Genomic DNA, 18654 nt, shown 5'->3' on the forward strand with positions numbered 1-18654 from the left:
GTCTTCAGTCGTGTGGAACTTGGGGCTATGCTACGCATGAACCTGTAAAACACAATATGTGCAAATTTACTTCTTACAGTCTTAAAAGTTAACAATCACCATGGATGGATTTTCCGATCTGGCGTTTTTTGTGCTGCTGACCCAGCAGCCCAGCCTGGCGGCGGCGGCGCAGCAGCTGGGCATCACGCCGCCCGCTGTCAGCAAGCGGTTGGCAGCGCTGGAGCGGCGCCTGGGCGTGCGCCTGCTAAACCGCACCACGCGGCGCACCAGTCTCACGCCCGAGGGCGAAACCTATCTGCTGGAGGGCACGCGGGTGCTGGAAGCGCTGAGGGCCCTGGAGCGCAATGTGAGCGGCAGCCGCGCCACGCCGCAGGGCACCGTGCGCATGGGGGCCACCCTGGGCTTTGGCCGCCAGCACCTGGTGCCTGCGCTGTCGCAATTCGCCCGCAGCTTCCCCGAGGTGGAGGTACAACTGCACCTGACAGCCCAGCCGCTGCACCTGGTGGAGCAGGGCCTGGACCTGCTGGTGCGCTTTGGCGAGCTGCCCGATGCGCGCCTGACGGCCCGGCTGCTGGCCCACAACCGCCGCCTGCTGTGCGCCGCCCCGGCCTATTTGCAACGCGCGGGCACCCCCGCCACGCCGCGTGAGCTGGCCCAGCACGCCTGCCTGTTCATCCGCGAAGGTAACGAGATTTTTGGCACCTGGCATTTGTCCAACGGCACGCGCAGCGAGAGCGTAAAAGTGCGCGGCCCGCTGTCGACCAACGACGGGGCCTCGGCGCTGGCCTGGGCGCTGGACGGGCACGGCATTGTGGTGCGCTCGCAGTGGGAGGCGGCGGCTCTGCTGCGTGCGGGCCAGTTGCAAGCCGTGCTGCCCGGCTGGAGCCCGCCCGCCGCCGACATCTTTCTGGTGTTCCAGGCCCAGCCCAACCTGCCCGCCAAAACCCGGGCGCTGGTGGACTTTTTGCGGGACCAGTTTGCCCCCTACCGTGCCCAGGGCGATGCAGCGCTGGGGCCGTGGTGACGACTTAAAATTTTAGCCAAAATGGCCTTTAGCGCAATGGATACCTGCGGCTATAGCTATATTAATAATAGCAATTAATCCGCAAACAAGTCCCTCTGCGGCGAGGGCGGCAGCACACGTGCAGGCTTGCTGCGGGCCATGCCGGTGCGCGGCAACCCGGCCTTGCGCGAGCCGTGCTGGTGCTGGATCGCATCCGCTTCGGTGCGTGATGCAGCCGTGCCGCGCAGGCCATACAGCCGCTCTTTGGCCGCCTTGACCGCCACCGCATCGTCCACGATGGGCGCGGGGTAGTCCTGGCCGATGACACAGCCCACCGCGCGCTGCTGCGCCGCGCCCATGCGCCACGGCGTGGCCAGCAGAGACAAGGGCACATTGGCCAGCTCGGGCACCCAGCGGCGGATGAATACGCCTGCCGGGTCGTGGTCTTGCGCCTGTTTGGTGGGCGAGTAGATGCGCAGGGTGTTGATGCCGGTGGTGCCGCTTTGCATCTGCATCTGGCTCCAGTGGATGCCGGGCTCGAAGTCCAGAAACTGCCGCGCCAAAAACAGCCCCGTGGCCCGCCAGTGCAGCCACAGGTGGTAGGAAGCAAACGACACCAGCATGGCGCGCATCCGAAAGTTCAACCAGCCGGTGGCGCGCAGGCTGCGCATGCAGGCATCGACCATGGGGTAGCCGGTTTGGCCCGCGCACCAGGCATCGAAACGGGCTGCATTGAAGTCGTTCTCGCGCAGGCCATCGCAGACGCGGGCGAAGTTTTGGAACTCGATGCGCGGCGCGTCTTCCAGTTTTTGCATGAAATGGCAGTGCCAGTGCAGCCGCCCCGAGAAGCCGCGCAAAGCCGCCACCCAGTGGCGAACGTCGGGGTCGCCCGCGCCTTTGATCTGCGCAATGCGTGCCTCGGTGGCCTGGTGAACCTGCCGCACCGACAGCGTGCCAAACGCCAAGTGGGGGCTAAGGCGGCTACAGCCGTCTTCGGCCGTCAAGGGGCTGGACAGCGACTGCCGGTAGTCGCCGCCGCGCAAATGTAAAAAGCTGTGCAAGGTGGCGTGCGCCGCGCCCTCGCCTGCGGCTTGTATTTGGCGGTTGTGGGGCGCACAGCCCAACTGGGCCAGCGTAGGCAAATCCGGCATGGCTGCCCGCGCACCGGCCCAGCCCGCAGGCATCACCACCTGCGGTGTCGCCATGCGCTGCTGCCAGCGCGCCGCCCAGCCGTTGCGCGAACGCAGGCGGCGGATCACGCCGGTGTGGGCAAATTCCCGCCACTGCACGCCGTGCGCGCGGCACCAGTCGGCTACCGCCAGATCCCGCGCATAGGTCCAGCCGGAGCCGGTTTCTTCGTGGCTCAGCAGGTGCTGGAAGCCATAGCTTTGTTGGAGTTCAGTGAACACCGACAGCACCGACCCCACCCGTACCAGCAGCGGCAGGCCGCGCGCCGCAAGCGCCAAACGCAGCTCGGCCAGGCAGGCCAAAGTGAACGCTACATGCTGGGCATCGCACTCGGCGCTGGCTAGCCATTCGGGCTCGACCACATACACCGCCAAAGCCGCGCCGGGCAAGCCTGCAGCCGTCGCCAGCGGCGCATGGTCGCAACTGCGCAAATCCTTTTTTAACCAAACAACAACGTTCATGCCCAGACTGTCGCCGATTTAGGGGTAGGGGTGTGCCAGTGGGGTATTTCGAAAAGTGGAACCAAATCGGCGGGGTCAGCGCGGCGGGCAATTCAAGTAGAGTCGGCGCTTTGCGGCAATCCATTGTCCATTTCTCGCCATGAACAGATTACAAGCCGAATTGCGTCGCCTATACCTCTCAAGCAACGCAAAGGGCGACGATGCTAATTCTGAAGAATCCGGCTTGATCAACCCCGACGGCGGTGTACGCGCGATGGTCTTGGAACTTGCCCGGCCCGCCGACTGGAATGCGCTGTCGGCGCTGTGGCAAGGGGTGCAGGTCGATCTGGAGTTACCCGCTCCGGCCATTGCCGTATCGGGCATCGATGGTTTTCAGCTTTGGTTCTCTCTGTCGGAGCCCGTGCCCGCAGCGCAAGCCAGCAGTTTTCTGGAGTCGCTGCGCCTGCGGTATCTGGGCCATATTGCGCCCAAACGTATCGATATGAAGCCGTCCTTGGGTGCATTGCCCCAAGAGCCTATCCAACACGCCAAGGTGGTGCCAGCTCTCAGAGAAGTTACAGGCCAATGGTCGGCCTTCATCGCACCTGATCTGGCCGCAGTGTTCTCCGAGGAACCCTGGCTCGACGTATGCCCTAGCCCAGATGCCCAAGCCGAAGTGCTATCGCGCCTGAAAAGCACCAAGCCCGCTGACTTTCAAATGGCTTTGGACCGGCTCAACACTGCCGCCAAACCCGCTACACCGCACCCCGCACCGCCCACAACCGAAAGGGCTGGCAGCACCCGCACCGCGCAAAAAACCGGCGAAGTACGTGCGGAAAGTAGCCAGGACCCAAAACGCTTTTTGCTGGATGTGATGGGTGACCCGGCCCTGGAAATGCACCTGCGCATTGAAGCCGCGCGGGCGCTGTTGCCGTATTTTGAAATCCAGCGAAGCACTGCAAGCATGGCAAATCCGCAACCACAATCGGCTTAAAGTTTATTTCTTCAGGTGAGTTAAACCCATCGCGTTATACACACCGCACCCAAAACGACTTTGTGGCACGACCAATATTTGGTTCTTCAGGCTGCCTTGAGCGGGCAACCTGTTTGATGGTGTGCCATAGCGCTAAATCAGTTCACAGGATTTTTGATCCAGCTGGAGATTGAATCCACTGCCTCCTTCTCCATGCCAATATACCCATGCCAGTGCTGCGCAGCGCACACGTCTCCAGTGGGGTTCGCCCCGCCATCAACAAAGATCAATTTCTTGATTGGAACGTTACTGAGTCCTTTGATGATCGCAGGCACCTCGTCTGGTCGGCAGTGGATGCAAGCATCCTTGCTGTGGTGAAACACCAGCACCGGAACCTTGATCGCGGCCAAATCCTGCTTAGGCACCGCGCCTGGCTTCTTGAAGTTGACTATGCTGGAAGTCAGCACCAACCCGGCAATGCCACTCTGCGCGGAAATGGCGGTCGCCGTGGCAGAGATCGTGCCCCTGCTAGTACCAACAATCCAAACCGGCGCGGCGCTCTGGGTCTTCAAGAAGTCCAGCACGGCGCGCACATCGGACATGTGCGTGTCGCTAACCCGATCGCCGAAGTCTAGGTCTTCCGAATCACTGGGTCGGCCAAAAATCGCCACGTTGAACCCGTTGGCCATCCAGTAGGAAACCGTGCGCACCAGAAAGTTGTTGCCGGTCGCATTGCCGTTTTCAACCTTGCCAAAGCCACCACCACCGCCTGGAAACAAGAAGACGGTGGCTTTTGCGCCCTGCACAGGCTCCCAAAATAGTGTGGTTTTCACATCTGGCCGGGTAGGCACCTTGAACAACGTGCCTTCGGCGTGAACCGTTTGCCCAACCAGGACCAGCAACAAAGCCATAGCCCAACGGCAAAAAAAAGTCCGGTTCATAGGTGCTTTCAAGCGAGGGACAAAGCCCGGTTCATGGCGGTACGCAGCGCCATTGCAGCAGCATCAACAACTCAACCGCCACCAGCACACACCACGTGATGGCATAGGCCTTTCCATGGCCGAAAGCCTTGGTGTGGCCGAACAGGTACACGGGAAACTTCTCCGGTGCAACGATACCTAGCGCCACGGTGATGTGGCCCTGCTGTTGCAGCCGGAAGTGGTCGATGCGCATGAAAACATATTGATGACGCCAACTCCAGAATGACCAGCACAGCCAGTAGCTGGATGCACCGTCTTGGCGAATAAGACCGGCCCGTTTGAAGTTGGCATATGCGCGCCTAACTGGTTAATTCAAAGTCAACACTTTGTGAATTGAGTGACTTATTAACCGCTTCCGCCATTGGTAGAAACAATGGTAGGAACAATAAAAAAGCGCCCCGAAAGGCGCTTGTTTATTTGGTTCTTGGAGGAGACGGAGGGATTCGAACCCTCGATGGAATTTTAAGTCCCATACTCCCTTAGCAGGGGAGCACCTTCGGCCACTCGGTCACGTCTCCAAGACCAATATTATCGCACGACTTTGGGTGGTTTTTTAGGCCACGGGCTGGTCAAGTTCAAAAGCTTTGTGCAACGCGCGCACAGCCAGTTCCATGTACTTCTCGTCGATTACCACCGAGGTCTTGATTTCGCTGGTGGAGATCATCTGGATGTTGATGCCCTCTTCCGACAGACAGCGGAACATCTTGCAGGCCACGCCCACATGGCTGCGCATGCCGATGCCGACGATGCTGACCTTGCAGATCTTGGCGTCGCCGATGATCTCAGACGCACCCAGCGTGGGCAGCACTTGCTCTTTCAGCAGATCGACCGTCTTGGCGAAGTCGTTGCGGTGCACGGTGAAGCTGAAGTCGGTTTTGCCGTCTTTGCTGACGTTTTGGATGATCACATCGACTTCGATGTTGGCATCGGCCACGGCACCCAAGATTTGGTAGGCGATACCGGGGGTGTCGGGCACGCCCAGCACGGAGACCTTGGCTTCGTCGCGGTTGAATGCGATGCCCGAGACAATGGCTTGTTCCATATTTTCGTCTTCTTCAAAAGTAATCAGGGTGCCAGATTTGGCTTCAATCTCGATGTCAATATCCCAGGGCGTAAAGCTGGACAAGACGCGCAGCGGCACCTTGTATTTGCCCGCAAATTCGACCGAGCGAATTTGCAGCACTTTGGAGCCCATAGAGGCCATCTCCAGCATTTCTTCAAAGCCCACGGTGTGCAGGCGGCGCGCTTCGGGCACGACGCGCGGGTCGGTGGTGTAGATGCCGTCCACGTCGGTGTAGATCAGGCATTCGGCAGCCTTCATGGCAGCGGCTACGGCCACGGCCGAGGTGTCGCTACCGCCACGGCCCAGCGTGGTGATGTTGCCCGCCTCGTCCACGCCCTGGAAACCGGTGACGATGACGACCTTGCCGGCCGCCAGATCGACGCGCACTTTGTGGTCGTCGATGGATTCAATCCGGGCCTTGGTGTGGGCGCTGTTGGTCAAAATAGGCACTTGCCAACCCGCGTAGCTGACCGACTCCATGCCCTCGCCTTGCAGCGCAATGGCCAGCAGGGCGACCGAGACTTGCTCGCCGGTGGAGGCCAGCATGTCGAGTTCGCGCTGGTAGGCGTCGGTGGTTTTGGCGGGTGCCAGCTCTTTGGCCAAGCCCAGCAGGCGGTTGGTTTCGCCGCTCATGGCGCTGGGGACCACCACCATCTGGTGGCCCGCGCGCGCCCATTTGGCGACGCGCTTGGCGACAAGGCGGATGCGCTCGGTGGAGCCCATCGACGTGCCGCCGTATTTGTGAACGATCAATGCCATGGAATGTAGAAGACGCTAGAAGTGGATGCCCAAAGGCATGAATTACAAGGGCTTTGGAAGCGCCGCAGAAACGGTACCCAAAGCCTTGGGATTGTACCAATCCAGCCACAGGCCCCGCCGTACCGCAAAGCCCGCACCGACCTTGATATGGATTGTGTGCCCGCGCGTGGTGCAGGCGGCGATTTGGCGTTGCAGCTCGTGCAGTTGCGCGGTGCTGGGTGTAGTGCGGTGGGTGCCGGTGAGCCAGTGGCGCAACACATTGGCTTGGCGGGCTAATGACAGGGTTTGCAAGGCAGCCATCACAGGCGGATCGCCCACGGCGGCCAGGTCTTGCACGGCCACTTCCGCCAGCACGGTTTGCGCCTGGGCGGCATGGGCGGCGCTGCGGGTAAAGGTGTCGCGAAACGCTGGAAACGCGGCCTCCAGCACCGGCAGCAGCTGGGCCCGGATGCGGTTACGGGTGAAGCGCTGGTCGGCATTCGTCGGGTCGGTCACGTAGGCCACGCCGCGTTGCGCCAGCCAGTCGCGGATGTGGTCGGCCCGCACGCCCAGCAGCGGGCGGTGGTAGTGGATGCCGTCGCGCATCCAACGTGACGGCATACAGGCTAACCCCGGCAGGCCCGCGCCCCGGCTCAGGGCCAGCAACAGGGTCTCCACCTGGTCATCGGCGTGCTGGGCCAATACTATCGTTTTGATAGCTACTTGCGCAGATGGAATATGCGCTAGAGCCTTAAAAGCCTTGTAACGTGCCTTGCGGGCCGCATCCTCCGGGCTCTCGCCGGGCGCGGGCTGGGCATGGACGCGCACCACCTGCAATGGCACCTGCAAGCCCGCACAAAAGGCTTCGCAATGCCGCACAAAATCGTCTGCCGCCGCCTGTAGGCCGTGGTGGATATGCACGGCCTGCACCTGGCCCGGCCAGCGCTCGGCACAGGCCAGCAGCAAGGCGGTGGAATCGGCACCGCCGCTGAACGCCACCGTGAATGGCAGCGTTGGCGCAAACGCCTGTATCGCATCAACCAGTGTGTGGGCCATCGTGCTTTAGTGGTCGGGCACCCGCCGCTCGATCTGCTGCTCTTGGTAGTAGCGGGTTTTTTCGACATACATGGCGCGGTCGGCCCGGATTAGCGTGGCTTCCAGCTGGTCGCTGGCGGTACAGGTGGCCATGCCGATGGCGATGCTGAGTTTGTGGCCGGTGTAGAACTGGTTGTTCAGCTCCAGAATCGAGTGGATGCGGTCGATGGTGGCCTGCGCCCCGCGCTCGTCGGTGCCGGGCAGCAGCATGGCGAATTCGTCACCGCCGGTACGGGCCGCGCAGGCCTGGGGAGCCGCCACCTTGCTGAACACCTCACCCGCGCGCCGCAGCAGCGCATCACCCGCCACATGGCCGTGCTCGTCGTTGACCTGTTTAAGGCCGTTCAGGTCCATCACCAGCACGCTCAGTGGCCACGGGCCTTTGCGCGACAGGCGGTTCAGCTCGTCCATGTAGAAGGCGCGGTTGCGCAACTGCGTCAGCGAATCGTGCTTGCCCAGGTATTCGAGGTAGGCTTCGGCCTTTTTGCGCGCGGTGATGTCCACCAGCGACACCAGCACCAGGTCCCAGTTGGCCAGGTAGCCGGGCAGTACGGCAAACTGCATGTGGATGTTGACCAAATCGCCGCTCAAACGGTAATTGACCACCTCGCGCATCAGCGTGGTCTTGCCCTGCCACAGCTCGATCAGCTGCTCGGCAAAAGAGTCGCGCATTTCGCCCTGGAACACATCGCCCAGTCGGGCCAACAGCTCGGCCTTGTTCTGGGCACCAAACATGGTCAGGGTTTGCTGGTTCACGTCGATGACACGGATTTCCTGCATGCAGCGCGACACAAATTCGGGGTGCACGTTGATGAAGGTGCGGAAATCTTCGATGCCGCGCATGCGCACTTCGTCGATCAGCCGCTTCACCGCGCTGAAGTCTTCCACCCACAGGGACACCGGGGAGTAGTCGAACAGGTTGCGCGCATGCTGTTCGCTGGCGGCCAGCAAGGTGGAGCTTTGCAATTCTGGAGTGATGTCTTGCAGGGAGATCATCACGCGGTCCCATCGGTCTTCGTGGCCTTGCAGCACGCGGGCCTGCACTTTGACATCCAGCCGGCGACCGTCCAGCGTGTAATTCACGGTTTGCACCGCAAAGCCCATCAACCCGTCCCACATCGGAATCATCTGCTGCGCCAGGTGGTCCAGCATGTCGCCACGAAACACCTGCGACAGATTGGCCAGCAAATGCGCTTGGCTGCTGGCCCCAAATAGTTCCAGCGTGCGCTGGTTGACCTCCAACACCTGCAAGGATGCGGCGCATTCGGCCAAACATTCGGGGTGCACGGCCATATGGGCGCGCAGATCGCTAACGCCCTCGGCACGCCAGCGATCGAACAGGTTTTTCAGTGCACTGAAGTCCTCTAGCCACAGGGAAACAGGGGCTAACGCGAACAATTGGGTGTAGTCGGCGGGGGATGAGATGGGGGACACGTTGATAAGCTCCATGCAGCTATTGTGCGGGGGGAGCCGCTTGCAAATAGAACGCCTGTGCACTTTGGGCAAAAAAAAACCAGGCCGCAGGGGCCTGGTTTTTTTAGAAGGTCAAAACCTTACGAATCAACGTGCGGGCTTGGGGGCCAGACGCTTCTTGGTGTCGCGGGGCACAAACACCTTGCCGCCGTTGCCAGCACCTACACCGGGCTTGCTGAAAGCAGGCTTGGAGAAGGCGGGACGGGGTGCATTGAAGTCACCACGCTCGGCACGGTCGCCACGGGGGGCAAAGTCGGCACGGGGAGCGAAATCACCACGCGGGGCGAAGTCAGCACGGGGGGCAAAGTCGCCACGTGGAGCACCACGGTCGCCACCAAAGCCGCCGCCGTTGTCACGGTTGCCTTGGAAGCCACCACCGGTACGGGCTGGGGGACGGCTGTTGCGGTCGTTGAAGCCGCTGGCGCCGCCGTAGCCGCCACCATTCGCACCGCCATCACGGCTACCGCCGAAGCCGCCACCGTCGCGCTGACCACCACGGTCGCCGCCGAAACCACCACCATTGCCGCCGCCACCGAAGCCACCACGGTCATTGCCGCGTGGCGATGGGCCGAAGCTGCGGCCACGGGGAGCGCCATCACGGCTGCCACCACCGAAACCACCGCCACCGCCACCACTGCGTGGGGGACGCGAATCAGGCTGGCGCTGTTGTGGCTCCATACCAGGAATCACTTCCGACTTGAACTGCTGGTGGCTGTAGCTTTCGATGTCGAAAATCTTGCGACGATCGCGCATTTCAGCGAAGGTCACGGCGATACCGTCGCGACCGGCACGGCCGGTACGGCCAATACGGTGGGTGTAGTCTTCGGCCTTCATTGGCAAGCCAAAGTTGAACACGTGGCTAATGCTTGGCACGTCAATACCGCGGGCTGCCACATCGGTTGCTACCAGGATTTGCACCTGGCCTTGGCGCAGGGCCATCAGGCGGCGGTTACGCAGACCCTGGCTCAGGGCACCGTGCAATGCGACGGCGCTGAAGCCTTCTTGTTGCAGGTCGGCGGCCAAGCCATCGCACTCGATTTGGGTGCTGGCAAACACGATCGCCTGGGCAATCGAGGTGTCACGCAGCCAGTGGTCGAGCAGCTTGCGCTTGTGCTGGGCGTTGTCGGCCCAGAACAAGATTTGCTTGATGTTCTGGTGTTTTTCTTGCGGGCTGTCGATGGTCACGCGCTGGGGTTCGCGCATCACGCGCTGGGCCAGTTGCTGGATGCGCGGCGCAAAGGTGGCGCTGAACATCATGGTTTGCTTGCGGCCAATGGTCATTTGGTTGACATCGGCAAGGTCGTCCGAGAAGCCCAGATCGAGCATACGGTCGGCTTCGTCCACCACCAGGAACTGCACCTGGTCCAGCTTGATTTGCTGCGAACGCTGCAAGTCGAGCAAACGGCCTGGGGTCGCAACCACCAGGTTGGCGTTTTGCAACTTGGCAATTTGCAACTGGTAAGGCATACCGCCGACCACGTTGGCTACGCGCAGACCACGGCAATGGGCCACCAGGCCAATCGCATCGTGGGCTACTTGCTGGGCCAACTCACGGGTGGGGCACAAGATCAGGGCACCAGGGGTGGCGGCCTTGAAGTTGCGGGCATTGGTGGGGTCTTTACGCTTGGCGCGCTTAGGAGCGGGTTCGCCATTGGCTTCGGCTTCGGCCACAGCGGCTTCGTACTCGGCTTTTTCAGCGGCTTCGGCTTCGGCTTGCTGGCGCAGCAAGGTGTGCAGCACGGGCAGCAGGAAGGCAGCGGTTTTGCCGCTACCGGTTTGGCTGGACACCATCAGGTCAACAAAGCGAGCGGACTCACCTTGCATGGCCATAGGGATGGTTTGCATTTGCACAGCAGTAGGCTGGGTGTAGCCCAGATCGGCCACGGCTTGCACCAGCTCAGGGGCCAGGCCCAGGGTCACAAAGCCGTTAGGCAGTGCGGGAGCCGCATCGGCTTCAGCGGCAACAGCCACGTCAGCGCCTTCGACAGACAGCAAAGTCTCGGTCACGAAGGTGTCGTTGGTGGAGGAAAGGTCGGCGGCAGGCGAAAAATCACCCGCGACATCAAAAGAGTCGTTCATTTAATTACTCACACGAGGACACCGCAAAGGCTGCAGCGCGCCCCGTTAATGGTTAAAAAACATCAACCATCAAACGGAGCCAGTACCGATTAGGGTGGTACTAGTTGGCGCAACTTTGTGCGCCAGATGTGTGAAGGGAGATGTGCAAAGTGCCCTGGAACATTTCTATCATTCCCAGTGCAGCCTCGAATTATATCCCGAATTCGGGTTTTTACCTAATTAGTCTGCTGCCATCTTCAAAAAGTGTGTGCGGTAGTGCACAAGTTCTTCAATAGATTCATGCACATCGGCCAACGCCGTGTGGGCTTGCTGCTTTTTGAAAGCCGCCGCCACCTCGGGCCGCCAACGCTTGGCCAGCTCTTTCAGGGTGCTCACGTCCAAGTTGCGGTAGTGGCAAAAGGCCTCCAGCCGGGGCATGTACTTGGCCAGAAAACGCCGGTCCTGGCCAATGCTGTTGCCACACATCGGCGAAGTGCCTTTGGGGATGTACTGGGCGAGAAAGGCGATGATCTGTGCCTCGGCCTCAGGCTCGGTCAGGGTAGAGGCTTTGACCTTGTCGATCAGGCCGCTGCGGCCATGCGTGCCTTTGTTCCAGGCATCCATTTTGTCCAGCAGAGCATCAGATTGGTGGATAACCAGCACCGGGCCTTCGATGCGAGGCTCCAAATTGGGGCCGGTGACGACCACGGCGATTTCGATCAGGCGCTCGGCCTCCGGGTCCAGGCCAGTCATTTCACAGTCCAGCCAGATCAGGTTTTGGTCCGATTTAGCCAGCAATACAGGGGAGTGGGTGTTAATTTCAGCCATAAAGCGCATTGTCACCGATGGCCTACACTCCCGGCCATGCAAGATTCCGCTCCTTTTTCTCCCTCGATCGCCCTGAGCTTGGGCTTTGCCACCCTGTTATTAATAGGCATCGTGCTCAAGATGTGGCTGGCCTCGCGCCAGATACGCCATGTGGCCCAGCACCGCCATGCCGTGCCCGCCGCCTTCGCTGGCAACATCACCCTGGCAGCCCACCAAAAGGCCGCCGACTACACCATCACCAAGGCCCGTTTCGGCCTGCTGGAGCTATCGCTGGGCACGGCGGTGCTGATGGGCTGGACGCTCCTGGGGGGCCTGAATCTGCTGAACCAAAGCCTGCTGGCCTGGCTGGGCGGCGGCATGCTGCAACAGCTGGCGCTGCTGGTCGGTTTTGTGCTCGTCAGCAGCTTGATCGACATGCCCGTGGCGCTGTACCAGACCTTTGTGATCGAGGAGCGCTTTGGCTTCAATAAAACCACGTTCAAACTCTGGCTGGGCGACATGCTCAAGTCCAGCGTGGTGGGTGCCGTGATCGGCCTGCCCATCGCGGCACTGATTTTGTGGCTCATGGGCACGGCCGGGCCGCGCTGGTGGCTGTGGGCCTGGAGTGCCTGGATGGGCATCAACCTGCTGCTGCTGATGGTCTACCCCAGCTTCATCGCCCCGCTGTTCAACAAGTTCCAGCCGCTGGAGGATGAAACATTGAAGGCCCGCGTCACCGCCCTGATGCAGCGCTGCGGCTTTGCGGCCAAGGGCTTGTTTGTGATGGACGGCAGTAAGCGCAGTGCGCACGCCAACGCCTACTTCACCGGATTCGGGGCGGCCAAGCGCGTGGTGTTTTACGACACCTTGCTGAGCAAGTTGGCCCCCGCCGAGGTGGATGCCGTGCTGGCCCACGAACTCGGCCACTTCAAGCACAAGCACATCATTCAACGTATCGTGACCCTATTTGCCTTCAGCCTGCTGGGCTTTGCACTGCTGGGCTGGCTGTCTACCCAGGTGTGGTTCTACACCGGCCTGAGCGTGATCCCCAATATGTCGGGCGAACCCAACGACGCGCTGGCGCTGCTGCTGTTCATGCTGGTGACGCCGGTGGCCACCTTCTTCATTGCGCCGCTGTCGGCCCAGGTGTCGCGCAAGCACGAGTTCCAGGCCGATGCTTACGCAGTGCAGCAGACCAGCGGCCAGGACTTGTCAAGCGCCCTGCTGAAGATGTACGAGGACAACGCATCCACCCTCACGCCCGATCCGGTGTTCGTGAAGTTCTACTACTCGCACCCACCCGCTTCCGAGCGGCTGGCCCGCATGGCACAAGGAGTAGCCGCATGAGCTCAGATTTCAAGCCAAAAAACTGGTCAACGCAGACAAGACGTGCGCTAACAGCTACACAAATAGTAGCAAAATTAGCCCATGTTGACGGCTGGCAGTTGGACGGTGACGGTGCCTCGGTGACCATCACCAAGACTTTCCGCTTTGCCAACTACTTCGAGACTATCGCCTTCGTCAACGCCGCCGCATTTGTGGCCCACGCGCAAGACCACCACCCGGATTTGCAGGTCAGCTATAACCGCTGCGTGGTGCGCTTCAACACGCACGACGTGGGCGGTTTGTCGGTCACCGACTTTGACTGCGCAACCCAGATCAACGCCCTGCTGGTCGCGAAGGTTGCGGTTTGAGCACCCGCCCTCACCACCAAGTGCAGCTCCTCCCCGGCCTGGTGGTTGCCACCTATGGCCGCCACTGCATGGTGGAGCGCCCCGACGGCACCCGCCTGATCTGCCACCCCCGGGGCAAAAAAAGCACGGCGGTAGTCGGTGATACCGTGCAGTGGCTGCCCGCCGCCGAGGGCCAGGGTGAAGACGGCACGATCGAGAAGCTACAGCCGCGCCGCAACCTGTTCTACCGCCAGGACGAAATCCGCACCAAATCATTTGCCGCCAACTTAGACCAGGTGCTGATCCTGATCGCTGCCGAACCCGAGTTCTCGGAAACCCAGCTGTCCCGCGCCTTGATCGCCGCCGAGGCCGAGCGCATCACGCCGCTGATCGTGCTGAACAAACAAGATTTAACCGTACCGTTTGAGCGCGCCTGGGGCTGGCTGGCCGCCTACCGCGACATGGGCTACCGCATGCTGCCGCTGTCGCTTAAAGGCTCCAGCGACAGCCTGGATGCACTGAAGGCTGAGTTGGCAGGCAAGACCACACTGGTACTCGGCCCATCGGGCGCGGGCAAAAGTACGCTAACCAACCATCTGGTGCCCGGCGCGCTGGCCGCCACGCGCGAGATTTCGCAGGCGCTGAACACCGGCAAGCACACCACCACCAGCACCACCTGGTACTGGGTGGACAAAGAGGCCAAAACGGCGCTGATCGACTCTCCCGGTTTCCAGGAATTTGGCCTGCACCACATTGACGCCCGGCATTTGTCGGGCCTGATGCCTGACATCAAACCCTTTGTGGAACGCTGCAAGTTCTACAACTGCACGCATTTGCACGAGCCGGGCTGCGGCGTGATGGCAGCGGTCAAAAGTGACTCCACCGTAGGCAGTATCAGCGACAGGCGCTATAAAATTTATAAAGACCTGTTCGCCGAACTGGACGCGCCGAAGTTTTAACCGAGGATCGCGGCTAGGGCCTCCAGCAGCGTGTCGCACTGCGCAGGCGTGCCCACGCTGATGCGCAGGTACTGGTGGATGCGGGGCTGCTTGAAGTGACGCACCAGCACGGCCCGCGCACGCAATTGCTCCGCCAGCTCTGCCGCATCAAACTGCGGATGGCGGGCAAACACGAAGTTGGCCTGCGATGGCAGCACCTCAAAACCCATGTCTTCCAATTGCAGCGCCAACCCATCGCGGCTGTGCACCACGGCCGCGCAGGTCTGGGCAAAGTAGGCTTGGTCTTCCAACGCGGCCAGTGCACCGGCCTGGGCCAAGCGGCCTAGCGGATAAGAATTGAAGCTGTTTTTTACCCGCTCCAGCGCCTCGATCAACGGCCGTTGACCACAGGCCAAACCCACCCGCAAACCGGCCAGCGAGCGCGATTTGGACAGGGTTTGCGTGACCAGCAGATTCGGGTAGCGGGCTATCAGGCCGACGGCGGATGCGCCACCAAAATCCACATAGGCCTCGTCCACCAGCACTGCATGCTGCGGGTGCATTTGCAGCAGGCGTTCGATCTGCGCCAACGGCAAGCCGATGCCGGTGGGCGCATTCGGGTTGGCAATCACCACGCCCGCCAGCTCCGGCGCCGTCAACGCATCTACGTCAACGCGCAAGCCTTCTGCCAAGGGAACAACGTGCATCGGGATGCCGTATAGCCCGCAATACACCTGGTAGAAGCTATAGGTCACGTCCGGCATGACCAGCGGCGCGGCGTGCTGAAATAGGGCGAAGAAGGCGTGGGCCAGCACTTCGTCGGAGCTGTTGCCGACGAACACCTGGTCCATTTGCAGCCCGTACTGCCGGGCGACCTCGGTGCGCAAGGCGACAGATTCCGGGTCGGGGTAGAGCTGCAAGCCCTGCTGGGCTACAGCCTGGATGGCGGCCACCACCTTGGGGGATGGCGGGTACGGGTTCTCGTTGGTGTTGAGCTTGGTCAGGTTGGCGACCTTGGGTTGCTCGCCAGGGACATACGGCACCAGCCCGGCGACCACCGGACTCCAAAAAGGGGAAGAAGTCAAAATGCTATTACTTTCATAGCTACTAGCGCAGATAATATATGCGCTAGAGCCGTATTTTCTTTAAAAATTAGCCCAACAGATTCGCCAGGGTTAGCAAGGCCAGCATGCCCATCCACAGCACCACTGCACGCCACACCAGCCCCACCACGCTGCGCAAATGGGCTAGCTCGGGGTCGCGGCCCGGGGTGGACTCGGTGTCGATGCCCAGCTCCAGAGGGGCCGCATGTTGGCTGGCCTGGGCCTCGGTGGTCTTCAGGGCCTCGCCACCCAAGCGCACGTTCAGCGCGCCCGAGGTGGCGGCCAGCACCACGCCATCGTTGTCGTTGGGAAAGCGCTGGGCATAGTTGCGCCAGCTGTCGATGGCATCTTCAAAACTACCCACCACCGCAAAACCCAGGGCAGTAGCCCGGGCGGGCAGCCAGTCGATGGCGGTCCAGGCGTTGGCGGCGGCTTTTTGCAGCGAAGCGCTGGCGGGCTGGTGCTGGTCGCGGGCTTTGTGCTTCCAGTAGCGCGAGACGAATTCGCTGAGCCGGTAGAACACCGCACCCGCAGGTCCTAAACCCAGCGCGGCCAGCACCGAGTACCAGGCCAGCACGCCGAACACATGGCGGTGCGCGGCCAGCACCGAATATTCGATCACATGGCGAACGATTTCGCTGCGCGGCAGTTCGCTGGCATCCACTTGCTGCCACTGCGCCAACAGCTCACGCGCCAGCGGCTCGTCGCCACTTTCCAGCGCATCGCGGATTTCGGTGAAATGGTGGCTGAACTGGCGAAAACCCAGCGTCAGGTAGAGCACGGCCACGTTCCACAGCACCGCCACCGGCCAGCCAATGGCCCACACCAGCAACCAGTGCAAACCCAGCGCGGCCAAGCTTGGCAAGACGACGGCCAGCGCCCACGCAATCCAGCCGTGTTGCGGTTTGCCTGCATCAAAATTGCGGCTAGAGGCACGCACCCAGGCGCGCAACAGGCCGTGGACGGGGTTGTCTCGGGCTACGGGGCGCACCTGCTCCAGCAAGAGCGCAAACATGATGGCGAAAAAGCTCATGGCAGGATGATAACGGCCTGCGGTTACAAGTTTTCAGGCCGACAAGAATCGGTAAAAATTGCGCAGCATGCCCGCTGTGGCCCCCCAGATAAAGCGCTCGCCCTGCGCGTCGGTGTAGGGCATGGAGAACCACTCGCGCTGCACGCCATCCCAGTCGAACGCGTGGCGGCGGTGGTGCGCCGGATCCATCAAAAAAGCCAGCGGTACCTCGAACGCATCGGCCACCTCTTCGGGCTGGTGCACTAGCGTAAAACCGGGCTGCACCAGGGCCACCACGGGCGTGACGATGAAGGCGGTGCCGGTCAGGTACGCGGGGAGCTGGCCGATGACCTGCACGTCATCGCGTGCCAAACCCACCTCCTCCCAGGCTTCGCGCAGGGCGGCGGCGCTGGCATCGGCATCACTGGCATCCACTTTGCCGCCGGGAAAGGCGATCTGCCCGGCGTGGGACGACATGTGCGCGGTGCGTTGGGTTAGCAAAACGGTGGGCTGGTTATGCAGCACGATGGCGATCAGCACGGCGGCCTCGCGGGGCGCGCGGTCGGTGAAGCGCGGCTCGGCACGCACCTCGGGTTGCCACACTGGCGGGTTCTGAAAGCGCTGACGCAAGGCACCGGGCGAGAGTTGCGTCGCATCGACCGCAGGCAAATGCGTATCCGAGCCCAGCACCGGAATCTTGCGCGGATCGAAATGAGGCAACTTCGACAAAGACATAGCGGGCAGTTGGGACATCGCAGAATTTCAAAGACGCATGAAAAAAGCCGCCACAGCTTGACGCATGTGGCGGCTTTTTCAAGGAACAGTGCTGATTACACTGCTGCGGCTGCGGCTGCCTTAGCGGCTGCAACCTTGGCGCGGTTAGGCAACTTTTCCTTGATACGAGCCGACTTGCCGCTGCGGTCACGCAGGTAGTACAGCTTGGCGCGACGCACATCACCACGGCGCTTGACTTCGATGCCAGCGATCAACGGGCTGTAGGTTTGGAACGTACGCTCCACGCCTTCGCCGCTGGAGATCTTGCGCACGATAAAGCCGCTGTTGAGGCCACGGTTGCGCTTGGCAATCACGACACCTTCATAGGCCTGCACACGCTTACGTGCACCTTCAACCACATTGACACTGACGATCACCGTGTCGCCAGGGGCGAACGAAGGGATCACTTTGGCCAAGCGGGCAATTTCTTCTTGCTCAAGAATTTCGATTAAGTTCATGGTTTTCCTCTAGTGATCATGCCCGCGCCAAAATTAGCAATAGCTTTACCAGAATGGAAAGCGGCCGGGTATAGGATCGAAAAGCCTTCAAGTATAGCATTTAGGGCTATACGGCCTGCTCAGACGGGGGGCAGGCTCTTTAAGAAGCGCTCATCCACGCGGTCCAGGCGGCCTGCGGCGCGGGCGGCTTGCAGCAGATCGGGGCGGCGCTGTGCTGTCAGTTGCAGGCGCTGGTCACGCCGCCAGCGTTCAATCTGCACATGGTGGCCCGACAACAAGGCTGCTGGAACGGTGTGGCCATCCCAGACTTCGGGACGGGTGTAGTGCGGGCAGTCCAGCAAGCCGTCGAGTGCAGGGTTGAAACTATCAAACTGGTGGCTACCCGCGTCATTCAACACACCGGGCTGCAAACGCGCCACAGCATCCAGCAATGCCAGCGCGGCAATTTCGCCGCCCGACAGCACAAAGTCCCCCAAGCTGATCTGGTGGGTCACAAAACGGTCAATGAAACGCTGGTCGAGGCCTTCGTAGCGGCCACACACCAGCACCGCACCGGCACTGGCCGACCAAGCTTCCACCGTGGCATGCGTGAGTGCCGTACCTAGCGGAGAAAACAAAATGACGGGAGCCACATCGGCACGGGCTGCCTGGATGGCAGCCAGGCAGCGCGCCAGGGGCTCAGCCAGCATCACCATGCCCGGGCCGCCGCCAAAAGGCCGGTCGTCCACGCGGCGGTAATTGCCATCGGCAAAATCACGGGGGTTCCAGAGGTGCAACTCGACCAAGCCAGATTCAAACGCACGGCGCGTCACGCCGCTGGTCAAAAACGGGGCAAACAACTCTGGGAAAAGACTAATGACATCGAACCGCATGCGCAG

The 18654-nt window shown here is 61.3% G+C and carries 18 protein-coding genes and 1 tRNA gene; 5 read left to right on the plus strand and 14 right to left on the minus strand.

The genetic code is table 11. The annotated features are described in order from the left end of the window. The first annotated feature begins 100 nt into the window (after nt 1–100). Complete coding sequence (locus AC0969_RS00510; RefSeq protein WP_479622172.1) at nt 101–1024, plus strand: LysR family transcriptional regulator; 924 nt, start codon at nt 101–103, stop codon at nt 1022–1024. Between the two features lie 74 nt (nt 1025–1098). On the opposite strand, the gene AC0969_RS00515 is transcribed toward AC0969_RS00510, so the two are convergent. Beyond that, a complete protein-coding gene (locus AC0969_RS00515) occupies nt 1099–2652 on the minus strand; it encodes a cryptochrome/deoxyribodipyrimidine photo-lyase family protein (RefSeq protein ID WP_479622173.1) in 1554 nt (517 codons plus the stop codon). Between the two features lie 139 nt (nt 2653–2791). Here AC0969_RS00515 and AC0969_RS00520 point away from each other — a divergent pair, with 139 nt between their 5' ends. Continuing rightward, the gene (locus tag AC0969_RS00520; protein ID WP_479622174.1) at nt 2792–3625 is read left to right on the plus strand and encodes a hypothetical protein; all 834 of its coding nucleotides are present in this window, start codon (nt 2792–2794) and stop codon (nt 3623–3625) included. Between the two features lie 137 nt (nt 3626–3762). Here AC0969_RS00520 and AC0969_RS00525 read toward each other — a convergent pair whose 3' ends face one another. The 8 genes from AC0969_RS00525 to orn all read right to left on the minus strand — a co-directional run bounded on the left by AC0969_RS00525 (nt 3763) and on the right by orn (nt 11848). Then, entirely contained in the window at nt 3763–4515 is a 753-nt protein-coding gene (locus AC0969_RS00525) for an alpha/beta hydrolase (protein WP_479622175.1), read from the minus strand. Nucleotides 4516–4576: 61 nt separating this feature from the next. Next, a complete protein-coding gene (locus AC0969_RS00530; protein ID WP_479622176.1) occupies nt 4577–4777 on the minus strand; it encodes a hypothetical protein in 201 nt (66 codons plus the stop codon). 232 nt (nt 4778–5009) lie between these two features. Further along, nucleotides 5010–5102, minus strand: a tRNA-Ser gene (locus AC0969_RS00535). A 35-nt stretch (nt 5103–5137) separates the two neighbouring features. Next, complete coding sequence (locus AC0969_RS00540) at nt 5138–6406, minus strand: aspartate kinase (protein ID WP_479622177.1); 1269 nt, start codon at nt 6404–6406, stop codon at nt 5138–5140. Nucleotides 6407–6448: 42 nt separating this feature from the next. Then, on the minus strand, nt 6449–7441 hold the full coding sequence (tilS, locus tag AC0969_RS00545; protein WP_479622178.1) for a tRNA lysidine(34) synthetase TilS: 993 nt from the start codon (nt 7439–7441) through the stop codon (nt 6449–6451). 6 nt (nt 7442–7447) lie between these two features. Further along, on the minus strand, nt 7448–8929 hold the full coding sequence (locus AC0969_RS00550) for a sensor domain-containing diguanylate cyclase (RefSeq protein ID WP_479622179.1): 1482 nt from the start codon (nt 8927–8929) through the stop codon (nt 7448–7450). Between the two features lie 111 nt (nt 8930–9040). Further along, on the minus strand, nt 9041–11032 hold the full coding sequence (locus AC0969_RS00555) for a DEAD/DEAH box helicase (RefSeq protein WP_479622180.1): 1992 nt from the start codon (nt 11030–11032) through the stop codon (nt 9041–9043). 219 nt (nt 11033–11251) lie between these two features. Further along, the gene (gene orn / locus AC0969_RS00560) at nt 11252–11848 is read right to left on the minus strand and encodes an oligoribonuclease (RefSeq protein ID WP_479622812.1); all 597 of its coding nucleotides are present in this window, start codon (nt 11846–11848) and stop codon (nt 11252–11254) included. A 27-nt stretch (nt 11849–11875) separates the two neighbouring features. Between orn and AC0969_RS00565 the strand changes: the two genes are divergently transcribed. From AC0969_RS00565 to rsgA, 3 genes are read left to right on the plus strand one after another with little or no spacing between them, the layout of a single operon-like run. Then, entirely contained in the window at nt 11876–13165 is a 1290-nt protein-coding gene (locus AC0969_RS00565) for a M48 family metallopeptidase (RefSeq protein ID WP_479622181.1), read from the plus strand. Further along, on the plus strand, nt 13162–13512 hold the full coding sequence (locus AC0969_RS00570; RefSeq protein ID WP_479622182.1) for a 4a-hydroxytetrahydrobiopterin dehydratase: 351 nt from the start codon (nt 13162–13164) through the stop codon (nt 13510–13512). Before AC0969_RS00565 ends, AC0969_RS00570 begins: the two co-directional genes overlap by 4 nt. After that, complete coding sequence (gene rsgA / locus AC0969_RS00575; RefSeq protein ID WP_479622813.1) at nt 13464–14450, plus strand: ribosome small subunit-dependent GTPase A; 987 nt, start codon at nt 13464–13466, stop codon at nt 14448–14450. The genes AC0969_RS00570 and rsgA overlap by 49 nt, the downstream gene beginning before the upstream one ends. Here the strand turns inward: rsgA and hisC are convergent. The 5 genes from hisC to trmD all read right to left on the minus strand — a co-directional run bounded on the left by hisC (nt 14447) and on the right by trmD (nt 18648). Next, nucleotides 14447–15517, minus strand: coding sequence for a histidinol-phosphate transaminase (hisC, locus tag AC0969_RS00580; protein ID WP_479622814.1), 1071 nt, complete (start codon nt 15515–15517; stop codon nt 14447–14449). The two genes, rsgA and hisC, sit on opposite strands and share 4 nt — an antisense overlap. 64 nt (nt 15518–15581) lie before the next feature. Then, nucleotides 15582–16565, minus strand: coding sequence for a CobD/CbiB family protein (locus tag AC0969_RS00585; protein WP_479622183.1), 984 nt, complete (start codon nt 16563–16565; stop codon nt 15582–15584). Nucleotides 16566–16598: 33 nt separating this feature from the next. After that, nucleotides 16599–17297, minus strand: coding sequence for a CoA pyrophosphatase (locus tag AC0969_RS00590; protein ID WP_479622184.1), 699 nt, complete (start codon nt 17295–17297; stop codon nt 16599–16601). Nucleotides 17298–17374: 77 nt separating this feature from the next. After that, nucleotides 17375–17776: a 50S ribosomal protein L19 gene (gene rplS / locus AC0969_RS00595; RefSeq protein ID WP_479622185.1), complete on the minus strand. Its 402-nt coding sequence runs from the start codon at nt 17774–17776 to the stop codon at nt 17375–17377. Between the two features lie 119 nt (nt 17777–17895). Further along, nucleotides 17896–18648: a tRNA (guanosine(37)-N1)-methyltransferase TrmD gene (gene trmD, locus AC0969_RS00600; protein ID WP_479622186.1), complete on the minus strand. Its 753-nt coding sequence runs from the start codon at nt 18646–18648 to the stop codon at nt 17896–17898. Between the last annotated feature and the right edge of the window lie 6 nt (nt 18649–18654).

Source organism: Rhodoferax sp. LB1P47 (assembly GCF_056521445.1).